This is a genomic window from Beduinella massiliensis, assembly GCF_900199405.1.
Lineage (GTDB): Bacteria > Bacillota > Clostridia > Christensenellales > Aristaeellaceae > Beduinella > Beduinella massiliensis.
Genome location: NZ_LT963428.1, coordinates 1 through 17,085 on the forward strand (window position 1 = coordinate 1; position 17,085 = coordinate 17,085).

17 protein-coding genes are annotated in these 17,085 nt (G+C 65.3%); 7 read left to right on the top strand and 10 right to left on the bottom strand.

Features of this window, described 5'->3' with window-relative positions; genetic code table 11:
• From C1725_RS00005 to C1725_RS00025, 5 genes are all read right to left on the bottom strand, one after another.
• On the bottom strand, positions 1–298 hold a 298-nt coding region (locus C1725_RS00005), incomplete at its 3' end, for a hypothetical protein (RefSeq protein ID WP_346026172.1).
• A gap of 148 nt (positions 299–446) precedes the next feature.
• Positions 447–1,652 carry a toxic anion resistance protein gene (locus tag C1725_RS00010; protein ID WP_102409632.1) on the bottom strand — a complete coding sequence of 402 codons (1,206 nt, stop codon included), beginning with the start codon at positions 1,650–1,652 and terminating at the stop codon, positions 447–449.
• A 167-nt stretch (positions 1,653–1,819) separates the two neighbouring features.
• Entirely contained in the window at positions 1,820–2,011 is a 192-nt protein-coding gene (locus C1725_RS00015; protein WP_102409633.1) for a hypothetical protein, read from the bottom strand.
• 283 nt (positions 2,012–2,294) lie between these two features.
• The gene (gene deoD / locus C1725_RS00020) at positions 2,295–3,008 is read right to left on the bottom strand and encodes a purine-nucleoside phosphorylase (RefSeq protein ID WP_102409634.1); all 714 of its coding nucleotides are present in this window, start codon (positions 3,006–3,008) and stop codon (positions 2,295–2,297) included.
• A gap of 53 nt (positions 3,009–3,061) precedes the next feature.
• Positions 3,062–3,961, bottom strand: a complete 900-nt coding sequence (locus C1725_RS00025; RefSeq protein ID WP_102409635.1) for a mechanosensitive ion channel domain-containing protein — start codon at positions 3,959–3,961, stop codon at positions 3,062–3,064.
• A gap of 221 nt (positions 3,962–4,182) precedes the next feature.
• Between C1725_RS00025 and C1725_RS00030 the strand changes: the two genes are divergently transcribed.
• The 6 genes from C1725_RS00030 to C1725_RS00050 all read left to right on the top strand — a co-directional run bounded on the left by C1725_RS00030 (position 4,183) and on the right by C1725_RS00050 (position 9,583).
• Positions 4,183–5,109: a substrate-binding domain-containing protein gene (locus C1725_RS00030; protein ID WP_102409636.1), complete on the top strand. Its 927-nt coding sequence runs from the start codon at positions 4,183–4,185 to the stop codon at positions 5,107–5,109.
• Between the two features lie 105 nt (positions 5,110–5,214).
• Positions 5,215–6,744 carry an ATP-binding cassette domain-containing protein gene (locus C1725_RS00035; protein WP_102409637.1) on the top strand — a complete coding sequence of 510 codons (1,530 nt, stop codon included), beginning with the start codon at positions 5,215–5,217 and terminating at the stop codon, positions 6,742–6,744.
• Complete coding sequence (locus tag C1725_RS00040) at positions 6,744–7,793, top strand: ABC transporter permease subunit (protein WP_102409638.1); 1,050 nt, start codon at positions 6,744–6,746, stop codon at positions 7,791–7,793. Before C1725_RS00035 ends, C1725_RS00040 begins: the two co-directional genes overlap by 1 nt.
• Before the next feature lie 124 nt (positions 7,794–7,917).
• Positions 7,918–8,955 (top strand): Gfo/Idh/MocA family oxidoreductase, encoded by a 1,038-nt coding sequence (locus C1725_RS00045; RefSeq protein WP_102409639.1) that lies wholly within the window; start codon positions 7,918–7,920, stop codon positions 8,953–8,955.
• A complete protein-coding gene (locus tag C1725_RS18800) occupies positions 8,942–9,142 on the top strand; it encodes a hypothetical protein (protein ID WP_146009079.1) in 201 nt (66 codons plus the stop codon). Before C1725_RS00045 ends, C1725_RS18800 begins: the two co-directional genes overlap by 14 nt.
• Positions 9,143–9,190: 48 nt before the next feature.
• Positions 9,191–9,583 (top strand): hypothetical protein, encoded by a 393-nt coding sequence (locus C1725_RS00050; protein ID WP_102409640.1) that lies wholly within the window; start codon positions 9,191–9,193, stop codon positions 9,581–9,583.
• Positions 9,584–10,070: 487 nt separating this feature from the next.
• Here C1725_RS00050 and C1725_RS00055 read toward each other — a convergent pair whose 3' ends face one another.
• From C1725_RS00055 to C1725_RS00070, 4 genes are all read right to left on the bottom strand, one after another.
• Positions 10,071–11,483: a DUF11 domain-containing protein gene (locus C1725_RS00055; protein ID WP_102409641.1), complete on the bottom strand. Its 1,413-nt coding sequence runs from the start codon at positions 11,481–11,483 to the stop codon at positions 10,071–10,073.
• A 110-nt stretch (positions 11,484–11,593) separates the two neighbouring features.
• Complete coding sequence (locus tag C1725_RS00060; protein ID WP_102409642.1) at positions 11,594–12,961, bottom strand: MATE family efflux transporter; 1,368 nt, start codon at positions 12,959–12,961, stop codon at positions 11,594–11,596.
• A gap of 112 nt (positions 12,962–13,073) precedes the next feature.
• Positions 13,074–13,952: a diguanylate cyclase domain-containing protein gene (locus tag C1725_RS00065; protein WP_102409643.1), complete on the bottom strand. Its 879-nt coding sequence runs from the start codon at positions 13,950–13,952 to the stop codon at positions 13,074–13,076.
• Between the two features lie 156 nt (positions 13,953–14,108).
• On the bottom strand, positions 14,109–14,615 hold the full coding sequence (locus C1725_RS00070; RefSeq protein ID WP_346026173.1) for an HD domain-containing protein: 507 nt from the start codon (positions 14,613–14,615) through the stop codon (positions 14,109–14,111).
• Positions 14,616–14,796: 181 nt separating this feature from the next.
• On the opposite strand from C1725_RS00070, the gene C1725_RS00075 reads away from it, so the two are divergent.
• The gene (locus C1725_RS00075; protein ID WP_102409645.1) at positions 14,797–15,624 is read left to right on the top strand and encodes an FAD-dependent oxidoreductase; all 828 of its coding nucleotides are present in this window, start codon (positions 14,797–14,799) and stop codon (positions 15,622–15,624) included.
• Positions 15,625–15,949: 325 nt separating this feature from the next.
• Here the strand turns inward: C1725_RS00075 and C1725_RS00080 are convergent, their stop codons facing one another.
• Positions 15,950–17,083, bottom strand: a complete 1,134-nt coding sequence (locus tag C1725_RS00080) for a DUF362 domain-containing protein (RefSeq protein WP_102409646.1) — start codon at positions 17,081–17,083, stop codon at positions 15,950–15,952.
• Positions 17,084–17,085 lie beyond the last annotated feature (2 nt).

Here is a 17,085-nt window from a genome sequence, read left to right on the forward strand (position 1 = left end):
GGGGCGTCGTCTCTTCCGGTGGAGGGGTTGTCTTTTCCGGCGGAGGGGTTGTCTTTTCCGGCGGAGGCGTCGTCTCTTCCGTCGATGGGGTCGTGTTTTCGGGCGGGGGCGTCGTCTTTTCGGGTTCGGTTGTTTTTTCAGCCTCCGGTGTTTTATCGGGTTTTGCCGTGGGGGCGGTCGTTACGGCCTCGCCGCCCGAGGCGACCATGGCCTCGCCGTCATCCGCGTGCGCTGCCGGGGCCGCTACCAGGCAAAAACACAGCAGCAACGCGCTTGCGCGCCGCGCGCTCATATTCATCAGATCGACTCTCCCTTGTAAAGTGGCATCTTTATTCCAACTTAACTGACGCATGAAGGGCCGCATTTCTTGCGGACTCATGAAATTTTAATGTTTCCTGCCGGATGGAAAAACGGGCGGCGTTTCCGCCGCCCGGCAGCCCGCGGGCTTATCGGGTTTCCAGCAGCTTATCCTTGAGCTCCTTTTCCAGGCGGTTCAGCTCCTGCTGCGCCTGCGCGCGGGCGTTCGCGCCCTCGGTCTGGATGCGCTGCACCTCGGTGATGGTGTCGATCAGCGCGACGTTCGCGGCGCGCACGGTTTCGATGTCGATGATGCCACGCTCGGCCGCCTTCGCCGTCTCGATGGTGCCGGTCTTGAGCAGCTCCGCGTTCTTCTTGAGCAGGTCGTTGGTGACGTCCGTCACGGCCTGCTGCGCCTTGAGCGCGCCCTGCGCGTGCGCCATGCCCAGCGCGATGACCATCTGGCTCTTCCACAGCGGGATGGTGTTGACGATGGTGGACTGAATCTTTTCGGAGAGGATGGTATCGTTGTTTTGCATCAGGCGCACCTGCGGCCCCATCTGGATGGAGACCATGCGCGAGAGCTTCAGGTCGTGAATCTTCTTTTCAAAGCGGTCGATCATCGCGGCGAAGTCGTTGGCCCGCTGCGCGTCGGCGGCGTCCCCCGTCTCCTTCGCGTGCGCGATCAGGGGCGGCAGCTCCTGTTCGCGCAGCGCCTTGAGCCGCTCCTCGCCCGCGACGATGTAGAGCGTCAGCTCGCGGAAGTACTTCTGGTTGAGCGCGTACATCTCGTCGAGCATGGTGATGTCCTTCAGGAGCTGCTCCTGGTGCCCGCGCAGCGCGGTCACGATGGTGTCCACGTTCACCTCGACCTTGTCGTAGCGGGCTTTCATCTCCACCACGCTGGAAGAGCTCTTTTTGAGCCAGCCGAAGAGGCCGCCCTTCTTCTCGTCGTCCACGTCGAAGCCCTTGATCTCGGCGACCAGCTTGGAGAGCATGTCTCCGACCTCGTTTGTGTCCTTGGTGCGCACGTTTTCCAGCACCTTGTCCGAAAAGGCGGAGATCTGCTGCTGCGCGGCCGCGCCGTAGGAGAGCACCACGCGGCTGTCCTCCACGTCGATCTTGTCCACGAAGTCGAGCACGGCCTTGCGTTCCTCGGCGCTGAGCGCTTCCAACGTGAGCGAGGGGTCCTCGGGCGCCGCCTGCGGGACAGACGCTGTCTGCGGGGCGGGCGCCGTCTGCGCGGCAGACGCCGTCTGCGCGGCGGGCGCCGTCTGCGGGGTGGGTTCGGTGGTGAGGGTGGGCACTGTATTCTCTGTCCCGAGCTTCAGTTCGGGGACGGACGGTTCGTTCATGATGGTTCCTCCTCGTAATCGTTTCCTACCTTATATCATACCGCAGTTTTCCGCTCTCGTAAAGTAAAAAAAGCGGCCCCCCCCGAATGGAAGGGGCCGCGTCGGTAAAATGCATCGGGTCATATAACGCTCAAGCGGACGTCCCGAGCGCTCAGCACCGCCTGCCCTCAGGCGTTTTTCCTGCGGAAAGGCAGCACGTTGCTCTTTAAGGCGGGCTGTTCCATTTGAGGCGTGTTCATTGGGGGGATGCTCTGCGAAATGACCATTTCTTCGATCGCGTCCAGGATGAGAATTTTCTGCACGTCCGTGCACTGGCGAAAATATTTGAGCATCCGGCGCTCCTGCTTGGTGAGCTCCATTTAACGACCTCCTTAATCCGGTGTATACAGGAACCGACAGAATTCTCTGATAGGTTAAAGCATACACGCTTTGCGTGATTTCGTCAACGCATTTCGACACGGTTTTCCCCCAAAAAGGCGAAAAATCGTTCGACAAAAAACGCAAATCGCGCGGGCGGGGAGCGCCGCCCCGGCCTGCGAAAAGACGCCTCTGCCGCCCCATGCCCGCCTCTTCCACGCGGAATTTGCGCAAAAAAGCCCGCCCCTTCAGCGCTTTGAAAAGGCGGGCGGCGCAAAGCCTGCGTCAGGCAATCGAAAGGGCGATCTCCATCATCCGGGTGAACGTCTTCTGGCGGTTTTCGGCGTCCAGCGCCTCGCCGGTGACGATGCTGTCCGAAATGGTGCACAGGCACAGCGCCTTCTTGCCCGCGCGCGCGGCGTTCAGGTACAGCGCGGCGGCCTCCATCTCCACGGCGAGCACGCCCAGCTTCTGCAGCTTCGCGGCCGCGCCCGATTCGTCGTAAAAGACGTCCGAGGAGTAGATGGGCCCGACGACGAGCTCCTGGCCGAGCGAACGGCCCGCCTCCACCGCGCTTTGCAGCAGGCCGTAGTCGCAGCAGGGGGCGAGGTTGCCCTCAAAGCCGAACTGGCGGCCGAAGGAGGAATTGGTGTAGGCGCTCATGCCCGCGACGATGTCGCGCAGCTTGAGCTTTTCGCTCATCGCGCCCGCGGAGCCGATGCGGATGATGGCCTCCACCCCGTAGAAGTTGAACAGCTCGTAGGAGTAGATGCCGATGGAGGGCATGCCCATGCCCGAGGCCATGACGGACACGCGCTTGCCCTGATAGTCGCCGGTGTAGCCCTGCACGCCGCGCACGTCGTTGACGAGCACGGGGTTTTCCAGATAGGTTTCCGCGATGAAGCGGGCGCGCAGCGGGTCGCCGGGCATCAGCACGGTTCTGGCAAAGTCGCCCTCCCTGGCGGTGATGTGCGGGGTGGGGATGTTCGGATTCGACATGGAAAGCCCTCCTTATAAATAGGCGGCCTTAGCCGCCGCGTGGAATGAAGCCGTCACTTGCCCTCCGGGGCCATGTGCACCATGCGCTGGGGGATCGACAGCGCGATGCCCTCGGCGTCGAAGGCGTCCTTGATGCGCCTGCGCAGCGCCCGCTCGACCGCCCAGTGCTCGCCGGGCGCGCAGTCCGCCAGCACGCGCAGGTTCACGCCGTCCGCCGCGAGGTCCGTGACGCCCAGAATCTGCGGCGCGGCGGTGAGGCCGGGCGTCGCGGGGAAGCTCTCCGCGAGCACCCCTTCCAGCACCCGCGTCACGCGGTCAAGGGGCTGTGCGTAATCGACGGAAAGATCCACCACCGCGCGGTGAAAGCTGCGCGTGTGGTTGGAGACGGTGCGGATTTCGCTGTTGGGGATGACGTGCAGGTCGCCGGAAAAGCTGCGTAGCTCCGTCACGCGCAGCGTCATGCGCTCCACCTCGCCGGTGAGCCCCGCGAGGCTGACCGTGTCGCCCACGGCGTACTGCTCCTCGAGCAGGATCAGCACGCCCGCGAACACGTCCTTCACGATCGTCTGCGCGCCGAGGCCCACGGCGATGCCGCCGACGCCCGCCACGGTGAGCAGCGAGGCGACGTTGATGCCCAGGCTCGACAGCGCGGCGACCGCGAGGATGAACCAGGCCACGGCGTCGTAGGTGTGCAGCAGCAGGGCCTCGAGCGTGCGGTGCTTGCGCTGGTCCTCCCGCGCGCGGGGGGACCCCTCCTCCTCCCTGCCGCGCGCGCCGAGCCGCGGCAGGCGAAGGGAGAGCAGGCGGCAAAGCCCCGTGCGCAAAAGGCGCTTGACGGCCATGCCGAGGAGCAGGATGACCGCCGCCACCAGCAGCCGCGACGCCCACGAGAGCGCGCCCTCGAGCAGGGCGTCGCGAAATGCGCCGAGCGATGCCATGAACGATTCCCGCAAAGGCTCTTCCCCCTTTCCGCGTCCTTTTTCTCTATTATAGTGCCCCGTTTTGCGCCTGGCAAGGGGACGTCCGAAAAAGGTTTTCCCGCGCCCCGCTTTCTCGCCCCTTGACAAAGGGCTGTCAAAATTTTATAATGCCCTCGAAGGCACAAAAGCCCACGGAGCTTGTGGGCTTGCCGGCGCGCTGCCGGTGCAACACAAATAAGGAGGTTGTTTTTCCTATGAAAAAGTTCCTCGCTCTCCTGCTCGCGGCTGCTCTCATGCTCGGCATGACGACGGTGTTCGCGGAGGACAAGCCCCTGGTCGAGATCATCCTGCCGGGCGCGACGCACGGCTGGGTCGCCGCGGTCACCTACTTTGCGGATCAGAAGGCCAAGGAGCTCGGCCTCAACTACAAGGTGCTCAACAGCGCCGACCCCAACGAGCAGGCCGGCCAGCTCGAGCAGGCGATCACCGATAAGGCTGCCTGCGTGGTCATCCTGCCGCACAACAACGAACTGAACGACGCCACGCAGATGGTGCTGGACGCGGGCATTCCGGTCGTCAACTTCGACCGCAAGCTCGACGTGCCCGTCACCAGCTATCTGGCGGGCGACAACCGCTCCATGGGCGTCAACAGCGCCAAGTACATCTCGGACAAGCTCGGCGGCAAGGGCAAGGTCGTCGTGCTGACCTGCGTGTCCTCCGGCTCCGTCAACGACGAGCGCGCGGGCGGCTTCAAGGAAACCATCGCGGAAATCGCGCCTGAAATCAAAATCATCGGCGAGTACGACACCACCACCTTCGCCCGCGAGGACGGCCTTGCGACCATGGCGGACGTGCTGATGGCGAACCCCGAAATCGACGCCGTCTACTCCATGGACGACGAGACCTCCATCGGCGCCCTGCAGGCGATCGAGGAGGCCGGCCGCACCGACATCAAGGCCATCACCGGCGGCGGCGGATGCCAGGAGTACTTCAACATGATGCCCGGCAAGGACATGAACATCGCCTCCGCGCTGTACAGCCCGGCGATGATCGCGGACTGCGTCGAGCTGGCGGCGAAGATCGTCGCGGGCGAGACGGTCGAGCCCCAGGTCATCATCGACGCGGCGATCGTCGACAAGGACAACGTCGCGGATTACCTGAGCGCCGACAACCCCTACTAAGCATCCCGTCATTCGGAAAAAACATGCGCCCCGCAGAGGCTTCCGGCTAAGAGCCAGGGGCCCTGCGGGGCCCTTTCATATTGCTTGTTGAAGGAGGAACCGCCTATGGAACCGCTCGCGCTGAAAATGAGCGCCGTCACGAAGGCGTTCCATCAAAACGTCGTGCTGCGCGGCGTCGATTTCACGCTGAGGAAGGGCGAGATTCGCGCGCTGCTCGGGGAAAACGGCGCGGGCAAGTCCACGCTGATGAACATCCTGGGCGGCATCCTGCCCATGGACGAGGGCACGATCGAGCTGGGCGGCCAGAGCGTGCGCTTTACCTGCGCGCGGGACGCCATCGAGCACGGCATCGCCTTCATCCATCAGGAGCTGAACCTCGTCAACGACCTGAGCGTCTACGAGAACGTGTTCCTGGGGCGCGAGCTGAGGCGCGGCATCGGCCTTGACATCGCGCGCATGAAGGAGGAGACGCGGGAGATTCTCTCGCAGATGAACATCCCCCTCGACCCCGCCGCGCCCGTCAGCAGCCTGGACGCCAGCTACAAGCAGGTGGTCGAGATCGCCCGCGCGCTGCACCAGCAGGCGAGGATCATCATCATGGACGAGCCCACCACCTCGCTGACGGACGTGGAGATCGAGCACGTCTTTTCCCTGCTGCGCACGCTCAAGGCGCGGGGCGTCTCCATCATCTTCATCTCGCACAAGCTGGGCGAGGTGCTTTCCCTGTGCGACAGCTATACGGTGCTGCGCGACGGCGTCATGGTCGCGGACGGCGACGTGCGCGACGTGACGGAGATCGACCTCGCGCGCTTCATGGTCGGGCGCGACCTGAGCGCCCAGCAGGACTATCAGGCCCGGCCCACCGGCGGCGAGGTGCTGAAGGTTTCGCACTTCTCCTCCCCCCGCCGCTTCGAGGACGTCTCCTTCACCCTGCGCGCGGGCGAGATCGTGGGCTTCACGGGGCTGCTGGGCGACGGGCGCAGCGAGCTGTTTTCCGCGGTGTTCGGCTGCGACCCGCAGGCCCTCGGCGACATGGAGCTCATGGGCAGGCGGGTGCGCATCCGCTCGACCGAGCAGGCGCTCCGCCTGGGCATCGGCTACGTGCCGCGCAACCGCAAGGAAAACGGCATCGTGAAGGACATGAGCATCCTGGAAAACGCCTCGCTGGTGACGCTGCCGGGCCTTCGGCGCAAGGGGCGGCCCGGGATCGACCACCGTCTGGAGCGCGAGCGCTTTTCGCAGCACGCCGCCGCCATGCGCATCAAGATGGGCGGCATGGACGAGGCCATCACCAGCCTTTCCGGCGGCAACCAGCAGAAGGTGGTGCTCGCCAAGTGGCTGGACGCCCACCCCAAGGTCATGATCTTCGACAACCCGACGCAGGGCGTGGACGTGGGCGCGAAGGAAGAAATCTACGGCCTGATCCGCGAGCTGGCCGCCTCGGGCATCGCGGTGGCGGTGCTCTCCAGCGAGGCGCCGGAGGTCATCCGCCTGTGCGACCGCGCGCTGGTGCTCTACCACGGGCGCGTGCAGGGCTGCCTTTGCCGCGAGGCTATGAACGAGGAAAACATCATGCTGCTGGCGACGGGCGGCCGCCTGAGCGGCAGGGAAGAACCCAAGGGAGGAATCGCGTGATGCAGGCTACATCGACAGCGCAGGCGAAGAAGCGCTCCTGGCGCCGCCTGTGGGCGGAAAACCCCTATTTCAGCACGGGCATGGCGCTGCTCGTGCTCGTCCTCATCATGACGGGCGTGCTCATCTGGAAGAACAACTTCGCTTCGTTCGCGGACTTTGGCGCGACGTGGATCTCCAACTGCGTGAACATCTGCCGCAACAACGCGGTCGTGGGCATCATCGCCCTGGGCATGACGCTGGTCATCATCACCGGCGGCATCGACCTGGCGGTCGGTTCCACCATGGTCGGCATGGGCACCATCCTGCTCGTGCTGATGGATACGGGCGCAAACGGCGTGCTCGGGCGTCTGGGCATCACGGGCATCCCCGCGATCCTGATCGCCGCGCTGTGCTGCATGGCCTGCGGCACGGGCACCGGCGCGCTGATCGGCGTGGGCGTCACCAAGGGGCGCATTCCCCCCTTCATCGTGACGCTGGGCGCGATGAACATCATCCGCTCGCTGGCGCAGCACTTCATGCAGGGCCGCGCCGCCCCCGGCGTGCCGGACGCCTTCAAGCTCGTCAGCAACCAGGTGATCCTCGGCCAGCGCATCCTGCCGGTCGTGTACTGGATCGTGCTGGCGCTCGCGCTTCACTGGGTCAGCCGCCACACCGCCTTTGGCCGCCACGTGTACGCCGCGGGCTCCAACGCGCGCACGACGCGCCTTTCGGGCATCAACGTGGACAAGGTGCTCATCAAGGTCTACGCGCTCGAGGGCTTTCTGATCGGCATCGCCGCCATCGTGGAGGCCGCGCGCATGGGCTCCATGAACACGGCGAACGCGGGCCAGGGCTACGAGCTGGACGCCATCGCGGCGGTCGTCGTGGGCGGCACGCGCATGAGCGGCGGCAAGGGCTCGATCCTCTCCACGGTGATCGGCATGCTGATCATCGGTGTCATGAACAACCTGCTCAACCTGCTGGGCGTGCCCGCCTTCCTGCGCGCGGCGTTTAAGGGCGCGATCATCGTGCTGGCCGTGCTGCTGCAGAGGAAGGAAGCGGAGGCCTAACACGGGAAAGGAACCCGGCCGCAGGCGCGGGCAAACTTTTCCCTTCGCCTGCGCCGGGCGTGCCGCCGCAGATAAATGGATTTGAGGGAAGCCACAGGCCGCCCTCCAAAAGGAGGTTTTGAAGATGGTTCGCGTAGGTCTCATCGGGTGCGGCGCGATCACGCAGCGGCGCCACGCCCCGGAATACAGCCAAAACCCCGACGCCGTGACGGCGGCGTGGTTCGACACCGTGCCCGAGCGGGCGCAGCAGATGGCGGAAAAGTACGGCGGCAGGGTATACCCCACCTGGCAGGCCGTCATCGACAGCGGCGAGGTGGACGCGGTCAGCATCTGCTCGCCCAACCGCATGCACGCCGCCATGTCCATCTACGCGCTGGAGCGCGGGCTGAACGTGCTGTGCGAAAAGCCCATGGCGACCACGCTGGACGAGTGCGAGCGCATGGTCGCGGCGGCGCGCGCGGCGAAGAAGATCCTCATGATCGGGCAAAACCAGCGCCTGGCCCCGGCGCACGTAAAGGCGCGCGAGATGATCCAAGGCGGCACGACCGGCCGCGTGCTCTCGTTCGAAACGCACTTCGGCCACGGCGGGCCGGAAACCTGGAGCGTCGGCCAGGGCGCGGGCACGTGGTTCTTCAAGCGAAACGCGTCGGGCTACGGCGTGCTGTTCGACCTGGGCGTCCATAAGATCGACCTCATCCACTTCCTGCTGGGCGAGTACTGCGAGGAGGTCGGGGCGATCCTCGCCACGCGCGACAAGACCGACGACACCGGCATGCGCATCGACGTGGACGACAACGCCGTGTGCGTGCTGCGCATGCAAAGCGGCGTCGTGGGCACCATGGCCGCCTCCTGGACGTACTACGGCGGGGAGGACAACTCCACCACCCTTTACTGCGAGAACGGCATTTTGCAGCTCTTCCGCGACCCCAGGTACGCCCTCATCTGGCGGCCGAAGGACGGGCGCGTGCGGCGCTATGCCCTTTCCTCCATCCAGACCAACGACCGGCAGACGAAGTCCGGCGTCATCGACGCCTTCGTGCGCGACGTCGAGGCGGGCCGGCGCGTCTCTTCCTGCGTGGACGGCGAGCAGGTGCTCATGGCGATGCGCACCGCCTTCGCCGCGGCAAGGTCCTTCGAGGACGGGCGGTTTGAAAAGGTTTGAGCTTTCAGGGAGCGGATTTCCGCTCCCGCTTTTTTTCGCCCGCGGACGGGGGACGCCACCCGGAAAACGGGCGGAAGATATGGAAATCCACCTGTTTCATCTAGGTGAAAAGAAAGAAAAGAATGTTTTACAGACATTACAAATTGCTTTCGGGGCGCTCCCTCTTGCGTTTTGGGGCGTAAACTGATATACTTTTATTATGATTGTATGGAACGTGCGAAAGGAGTGAGCCCCCATGCAAACCATCGAAACGGGTAAAGCGGTCGTGGACATCATCGTCTGGCCGTCGAATAGACCCTGGACTTCCCGCTATGCGACCAGCTATTCGATCGTCGGGGATACGTGCACGCTCGTGCTGACCGAGCACATCTTCCGCGACCCCAAGCGCGCCAACACCGCCTACAAGCGCTTTGCGCGCCGCATGCAGCAGGAGGGCTTCACACCGCCGAGCGTCCTTTTTCACCAGATGACCTCCGCCGCCTCCAAGGGGCTCTTCTGCGTGCTCTCGCCCAAGCAGTCGCTGTTCAACTCCGCCTGCCCCCTGGGCCGCATGACGATGCTGGACGTCGGCAGCGACGACAAGCGCATGGTCATGGCCATGGTCAAGGGCGAGGCCGGAGAAGCGTAAGACGGGCGGTGCCCGCCTCCACTTCCGAACGATCGCTTCCGTGCCGCACGTTTGCGTCCGTGGCCGCGAGCGCGCGGGTGCGCGCCTTCCGACGCGGGCGGTGCGCGGGCGGTGCCCGCCTCCACTTCCGAACGACCGCTTCCGTGCCGCACGTTTGCGTCCGTGGCCGCGAGCGCGAGGATGCGCGCCTTCCGACGCGGGCGGTGTGCGGGCGGTGCCCGCCTCCACTTCCGAACGACCGCTTCTGTGCCGCACGTTTGCGTCCGTGGCCGCGAGCGCGAGGATGCGCGCCTTCCGACGCGGGCAGGTGCGGGCGGTGCCCGCCTCCACTTCCGGACGACCGCTTCCGCACCCTGCGTTTATCTCCGCGACCGCAGGTCAGCCCCTCCACGCGACGCCAGAAAATCCCCCGCGCACGCGATGTCTCCGTGCGCGGGGGATTCGTCTTGCCGGAGGGATGTGAAGCGCAAAGCCGCGCCGTCTGCCCTTATTTTTCGCGGCGGATGGTGCAGTAGAGGCACACGCCCGTCACCAGCAGCAGCAGCGTCGCCCAGAACAGCGCCGCCCATTCCTCCTGCGTCGCGCCCATGAACGTGGACCCTTTCAGCGTCACCTGCGCCACGTTGCTGATGCCCGGGGTCTGATTGCCCGCGCGGTAGGTCGCGAACACGCCCAGCAGCCGCTCGCGCTCGCCGCTCGAAAGCGCCTTGGCCGAGGCGATGAACTCGATGCGCTCCTGCGTCGGGACGAGCCTGCCGTCCAGGCCCATCTGGGCGGCGTCCAGGTGCACGTTCCACGAAAGCGTCTGCCCGCTGATCTTGTTGCCCATGCCGCGCGTCACGAAGCGCGCGAGCGCCATGCCCTGCGGCAGCGCCGCCTGCACCGTCACGTCCGCCGGGGCGCGCCCCTTGTTCTCGATCACCAGCGCCAGCGGGATTTCGTCCCCGGCGCGCGCGCTCGTCGCCTCGCACAAAAGCTGCAGCGAGAGCAGCGGCCCCTGCACCGTCACCCGCTGGGGCGTCAGCCTCTCGTCCCCCGCCGTGACCTGGCTGACCAGCACCTTGCGGCCTGTCAAGACGCCGTCCAGCACGTCCGCCTCCACCTCCACCCGGCCCACGCGCACCGCGTAGGCGGGTTCGACCAGCGCTTCCCCGTCATACGTGGCCGCTGGCACCTCGACGTCCCAGACGAGGTCCGCGCCGTCCACGCGCGCGCCGGCCGGTACCTTCATCTCCACCGGGCGCAGTCCCTCCGGGAGCTGCTGGCGCACCGTGACCCGGCCCGCGGCCGGGCCGTTGTTCGTCAGCAGCACCGTGTACATCAGCGCGCCCTCCGGCTGCGCCACACGGGCGCTCGCGTTCGTGCGCACGCTGATGCGCGGGGCGAGCAGCGAAAACGACGCCGTATCCTGGTAGTAGCGGCTGTCCTGCGACATGGTGACGACCGCGTCTATCGCCTGAAAGCCGTCCTCCGCCCCGGGCACGGGCTGAACCGTCAGCCGCCACACGAGGCGCGTGCGCGAGGGCTCCACCGCGCCGCCCGCGTCGAGCTGCGCAGCGGGCAGCTTGCCCTGCCATAAGAGCGGCGTGCCCTCTACGGCAAAGCAGCCCTCCGGCACGCTTAAGGACACCGAAACCGCTTCCTCGTAGAGGTGCGGATTGCTCACGAGCGCCTCGAGCGTCACCACGTCCCCCTCGACGATGCGCACCGCGTCCGCCTGACAGACGAGCGACAGGTCGCGCGCGTTCGACTGACCCAGCGCGGCCACGTACTTGCCGATACCTTCCTCAATGCCGGATAAGACCTTGTTCACGTCCAGCGGACGGCGTTCCTCCGCCCCGGCCGGCAGCGCCAGCAGGACGAGCATAAAAAAGACCGCCCAGCGAATGCATTTCTTCACCTTTACCCCTCCCTGTGCAAATTAGGTTGCCAAGGGAAAGGCGGTTTATGCAGTCTTCGGACGGTTTTATCGTTTTACGCTCGTTTTCGGCGCGCCGCTGGACGGCGGATTCAGGTTTCCTCCACGTCCAGCGCGCCGGATAGGTACAGACGGCTGCGCCAGGCGCCCATGCGAAGCCGCAGCGAATAGACCGCCGCACGGACGATCTCGTCCGCCGCCATCGCAATCCAGATGCCCGCGAGCCCCAGCCCCAGGCCGATGCCCAGCGCGTAGCCCAGGCAGACCGCGACGAGCCAGGTGCCGCCCAGCGCGATGTAGACCGGCACCCGCACGTCGCCGATGGACGTGAGGCAGCGCGTCATGGTGATGTTGAAGGAACGCCCCAGCTCGAGGAAAAACTCGATAAAGAGGATCTGGCGTCCTAGCGCCAGGATCTCCGGCTCCTGCGTAAAGATGCCCAAGATCGAATCGCTGAATACGAAGAACACAGCGGTCAGCGACATCGAAACCGCGGCTGAGACGCCGATGGTGGAAAAGATGCGCCGCTCGATCCGCTCGATGCGGCCCGCGCCCACCATGTAGCCGATGACGATCTGCGTCGCCTGCGCGATGGCCATGGAGTAGACGTAGGCGCAGTTCGCCAGCGTGGAACAGTAGACCTTCGTGGCGATGACCAGCGGCCCCAGCGGATTGATGAAGCTCAAAATCACCATCTGCGAAAGGCTGTAGGAAAGCTCCTGCCCGGCCGTCGGCAGGCCGATGCCCACCAGCCGCCCGAGCAGCCGCCGCGGGAAGGGACGCAGGTGCGAAAGGCGCATCCGAACGCCGGTCTTTTTCCTGAAAATGCAGAAGAGCAGCAGCAGACCCACGGTCTTGGAAATGTCCGTGGAGATGGCCGCGCCGACGATGCCGAGCCTGGGCAGGCCGAAAAGGCCGCTTATGAGCACCGCGTTGCCCGCGATGTTGAGCGCGTTCATGATGACCGCCGTGAGCATGACCTCGCGCACGAAGCCGTAGGCGCGCAGCACCGCGGCGAAGACCATGTACAAGCCCTGCACCAGCGCAAAGGCGCCCACGATCATCAGGTAATCGTTCGCCTGGCCGAGGATGTCCTCGGGCACGCGCAGCAGGCGGAAGAACAGGCCGCTGCCGAAGACGAGCATCAGCGTCACCGCGAGCGAGACCGCGCCGATGAAGGCCACGGAGACGGTGCAGATCTGCGCGAGGCTCCTGCCGTCCTTCGCGCCGATCTCGCGCGAGACGAGGATCGAGGAAGCCATGCAAAGCACGTTGATGACGATGATCGTCAGGTTCATGACCTGATTGCCGTTGCCGATGGCGGCGACCGCCTCCTGCGAGACGCGGCTGACCATGAACTGGTCGATGTTGCCCACGAGGAGCTGAAGCAGCAGCTCGACGAAGATGGGCACGGACATGAGGAATACGGCCCGGGTGGTGCTGTTTGCGCCGTTTTGCATGCTCTCATTCCTTTTAGCGGTCGTACACTTCTGCCCATACGCACAGGAAGGGGCCCAAAGGCCCCTTATCGCGATTGGACGTTCTTTGCCGGGAAACCGCGTTTCCCCCGGTTCAGCGCAGCACGTCGTGGCAGATCGTGTTGCCGCCGCCGTCCTTTGCGCGCTGAAGCGAGCGCTGCGTGCGGGAAAGGGTGGACAGCCAGTTCTGGTCGCCGCCGAGCACCAGCGAAACGCCGAGGGAAAGCGTCGTGTGACAGGGCGGCATGGTGCCGAAGAACTGCTCCTCCACGGCGCTGCGCAGCGCCTCGCAGCGCATGAGCGCGTCCTTGAGGCTGATCGCGCTGAGCACGAGCATCAGGGCGTCGCCCTCCCAGCGGGCGACGAGGTCGCTCTTGCGGGTGCGTCCGTCGATGAACTGGCCGAGCATGACGATGAACTGCTCCGCCACCTCGCGGCCGTGCAGCTTGCGGATGACGGGCATGTCGTCCGGGTAGATCAGCACGAAGGCGGCGGTCTGCCCGCCGCCCAGCAGCTCCTCCGAGGACAGCTGCATGAAGCGGGGGTAGTTGGCGTCCAGCCAGCCGGTCATGGCCGCCTGGGTTAAAAAGCCGCTCGCCGGGTCCACGAAGGCGGCGGTGCGCAGGTCCGCATAGGCCTTCTTGAGCTTGGTCTGCTCGCTGAGAAGCTGCTCGCGCGCGATGTCGAGCTTTTCCTCGCTCTTCTTCTGCTGCAAATCGCTCATCCGCTTCGCGTAGCGCAGCACCAGATAGGTGACGAGCATCAGCAGGGCGACCAGCGCGATCAGCGAGAGCGCGGACTGAAGCAGCAGGCCCCGCATCTGCGCGGGCAGCGCGTCCATCGCGTCCTCGATGACCGCGCGGCGCGTGAGCGCAAAGATGCGCTGGGCAAAGAAAAAGATGTCCAGCGCGAACCCGATCATGAAGACCGACATGGTCAGGACGAGCGGACGACCGATGCGCGTCTTCTTCATGCGTTCAATCTCCTTTTTCGTCCCGCCGGGGACGCAAAATAGTCCTGTGCGTACTTTATATCATATGGTCCGTTTTGTCAAGGCGAGCTTTGCGCCAGCGCAAAAAGCCCGCCCGGCGAAAGCTTTTTCGCCAGGCGGGCATGCCGGTCGGCCGCGTCATCTCCGTGCCATCGCCACGCGGCGGCGCATCGAAAGACGCCTGAGGATGCGGGCGGGCGAGAACAGGCTCGCCACCTCGCAGGTCGCGCAGACCTTATCGGACAGCGTGACGACAAAGCTCTCCGCGTAGCGCGGGAGCGTATAGCCCAGGGGGAACATGTGGCTCTCGATGATGTTCTCCTCGCGCGGCGTCAGGGTGAAATACCTGCGCGCGTTTTGCAGCGCCACCATCGGGTGACAGTGCGCATGGCAGCCGCAGTCCGGCCCGCTCACGTGCCAGTCGTAGAAGAACAGGTCGTGCAGGAGCCCGCCGCGCGCGGCCTCGCGCGCGTTCAGCCCCAGCTTCACGGCGATGCGAAAGCTCATATACGCGACGTAAATGCTGTGATCCAGGCGCGAGACGCTGCCATGCTGCTGATAGTCCCCCAGGGCCTGCACCTTCGGGTGCGCCAGCAGGTCGTTCGTCTCGCGCAAAAAAGCCTCGAAAGAATCGTCCTTGTTCAACGGAATCACCTCTTTATGATCTAACGGACAGCGTCGTCCTTTTCTTCCCCCGCGGCCGCCCAGCCCATTGCAAGTTGCTCTCCCGTCTGCTACACTGTGGGCAGCGGCCCTTTTTATCATAACACAAATGGGGCAAAGGGAGACTGCTTTTTATAAATTTTGTACAGGAGGAATTTTTGCCATGTTTGACATCGCCATCGTCGGCGCAGGCCCCGCCGGGCTGTCCGCCGCCGTCACCGCGCGCCAGCGCGGCCTTGAGGTGCTCGTGATTTCGCGCAAGGACGCGCGCGGCTGGCTCGCCCGCGCGGAGCGCATCGACAACTACCCCGGCCTTCCCCACGTCTCCGGGCCCGAGCTGCTCGCCGCCCTGTCCGCGCACGCAAAAGACATGGGCGCGCAGTTCATGGAAGGCATGGTGCAGCAGATTCTGCCCATGGGGAACGCATTCTCGCTCGCCATCGGCAGCGAATACATCGACGCGCGCCGCGTCATCCTGTGCATGGGCGCGCGCCAGCCCCGCCTGCTGCCCGGCGAGGAGGCGCTGCTCGGCCGCGGGGTGAGCTACTGCGGCACCTGCGACGGCATGCTCTACCGCGGCAAGGCGGTCGCCGTCGTCGCGGAGAGCGCCGAGGCGGTGCACGAGGCGAACTACCTCGCGGGCCTCGCGGCGCACGTGCGCTACTTCGGCAGGCCGGACGCCGCGCTCGACCCCGCCATCGAGGTGATCGACGAAAAGCCGGCCGCCGTGGAGGGCGAATCGCGCGTCAGCGCGCTCGTCACGAGCGCCGGGCACTACGAGGAGGACGGCGTGTTCATCTTCCGCGACGCCATGGCGCTGGACACCCTGCTGCCGGGTCTCGCGCACGACGGCCCCTTCATCCGCGTGGATCGCGGCATGCACACCAGCCTCGCGGGCGTCTTCGCGGCGGGCGACTGCGCGGGCAAGCCCCTTCAGGTCGCCAAGGCGGTCGGCGAGGGCTGCGTCGCGGCGCTTTCCGCCGCAGAATAGCGGGCAGGCGGTGCCTGCACCCATCTCCGAATAACCGCTTCCGCATTCAGCTTCCTCGCACGCGGCCGCGGGCTGCGGGCGGGCGGGCTGTGCCTGCACCCATCTCCGAATAACCGCTTCCGCATTCAGCTTCCTCACACGCGGCCGCAGGCTGCGGGCGGCAGGCGGTGCCTGCACCCATCTCCGAATAACTGCTTCCGCATTCAGCTTCCTCGCACGCGGCCCCATGCGCAAAAGCGCTTGGAGCACATAAAAATCCGGGACGCTTTTTTTGAAAAAGCGCCCCGGATCGTCTTTTCTGGGGAATCCCAGCCGCGCCGGGCCCTTACTTCACCTGAATCAGCTCGTAGCCGCGCGTGCCCAGGCCGATCTTCTCGGCGTGCTCCAGGCAGCTTTGCCACTCCGATTCCGGCGTGGAGTTGCGGAAGTGGTCGTGATGATCGACGAAGCCTTCCCTGTGCATGTTGTCGTAGAGCTGGCTGCCGGGCATCGGCTGGGCGGCGAGGCAGGCGTCCGCGCAGGCCTGGTCGAGCGCCAGCGGGTCGAAGGAGGCGAACATGCCGATGTTCGGCAGAATCGGCGCGTCGTTCTCGCCGTGGCAGTCGCAGTTGGGCGACACGTCCACGATCAGCGACACGTGGAAGTTCGGCCTGCCGTCCACCACCGCCTTGGCGTACTCGGCCATGCGGCAGTTGAGCTCGGAGACGGCGTTGCTGTCGTTGAAGGCGATCGCGTCGAAGTTGCAGGCGCCGAGGCACCGGCCGCAGCCGACGCAGTTTTCCTCGACCACGTGCATCTTGCGGGTCTTCTCGTCGAACGCGAGGCCGCTGTTCGCGCACTCGTGCCGGCACCGGCCGCAGCCGCGGCACAGCTCCGAGTCGATGCTGGGCTTACCGCAGTTGTGCTGGTCCTTCTTGCCCGCGCGCGAGCCGCAGCCCATGCCGATGTTCTTGATCGCGCCGCCGAAGCCCGTCGCCTCATGGCCCTTGAAGTGCGTGAGGCTGATGAATACGTCCGCGTCCATGATCGCGCGGCCGATCTTCGCCTCCTTCACGTGCTCGCCGCCCGCCACGGGCACCGTCACGTCGTCCGTGCCCTTGAGCCCGTCGCCGATCAGCACCGGGCAGCCCACGGTCAGCGGGGTAAAGCCGTTCTCCCAGGCGCAGTACAGGTGCTCCAGCGCGTTCTTGCGGCTGCCCGGATAGAGCGTGTTGCAGTCCGTCAGGAACGGCTTGCCCCCCAGCTCCTTGACGACGTCCGCCACCGCCTTCGCGTAGTTCGGCCTAAGATAGCTGATGTTGCCCAGCTCGCCGAAGTGCATTTTGATCGCCACGAACTTGCCGTCCATGTCGATTTCGCCGATGCCCGCGCGGCGCATCAGCTTTCTGAGCTTTTCGGGCAGACCGTCTCCGAATGCCTTCGTGCGGAAATCCGAAAAGTAAACCTTTGCCTTCTCCATGC

Excerpts from the sequence above, each read along its gene's own strand:
- C1725_RS00010 (WP_102409632.1), bottom strand. The coding sequence starts at position 1,652 with ATGAACGAACCGTCCGTCCCCGAACTGAAGCTCGGGACAGAGAATACA.
- C1725_RS00015 (WP_102409633.1), bottom strand. The coding sequence starts at position 2,011 with ATGGAGCTCACCAAGCAGGAGCGCCGGATGCTCAAATATTTTCGCCAG.
- deoD (WP_102409634.1), bottom strand. The coding sequence starts at position 3,008 with ATGTCGAATCCGAACATCCCCACCCCGCACATCACCGCCAGGGAGGGC.
- C1725_RS00030 (WP_102409636.1), top strand. The coding sequence starts at position 4,183 with ATGAAAAAGTTCCTCGCTCTCCTGCTCGCGGCTGCTCTCATGCTCGGC.
- C1725_RS00035 (WP_102409637.1), top strand. The coding sequence starts at position 5,215 with ATGGAACCGCTCGCGCTGAAAATGAGCGCCGTCACGAAGGCGTTCCAT.
- C1725_RS00040 (WP_102409638.1), top strand. The coding sequence starts at position 6,744 with ATGCAGGCTACATCGACAGCGCAGGCGAAGAAGCGCTCCTGGCGCCGC.
- C1725_RS00045 (WP_102409639.1), top strand. The coding sequence starts at position 7,918 with ATGGTTCGCGTAGGTCTCATCGGGTGCGGCGCGATCACGCAGCGGCGC.
- C1725_RS00050 (WP_102409640.1), top strand. The coding sequence starts at position 9,191 with ATGCAAACCATCGAAACGGGTAAAGCGGTCGTGGACATCATCGTCTGG.
- C1725_RS00060 (WP_102409642.1), bottom strand. The coding sequence starts at position 12,961 with ATGCAAAACGGCGCAAACAGCACCACCCGGGCCGTATTCCTCATGTCC.
- C1725_RS00065 (WP_102409643.1), bottom strand. The coding sequence starts at position 13,952 with ATGAAGAAGACGCGCATCGGTCGTCCGCTCGTCCTGACCATGTCGGTC.
- C1725_RS00075 (WP_102409645.1), top strand. The coding sequence starts at position 14,797 with ATGTTTGACATCGCCATCGTCGGCGCAGGCCCCGCCGGGCTGTCCGCC.
- C1725_RS00080 (WP_102409646.1), bottom strand. The coding sequence starts at position 17,083 with ATGGAGAAGGCAAAGGTTTACTTTTCGGATTTCCGCACGAAGGCATTC.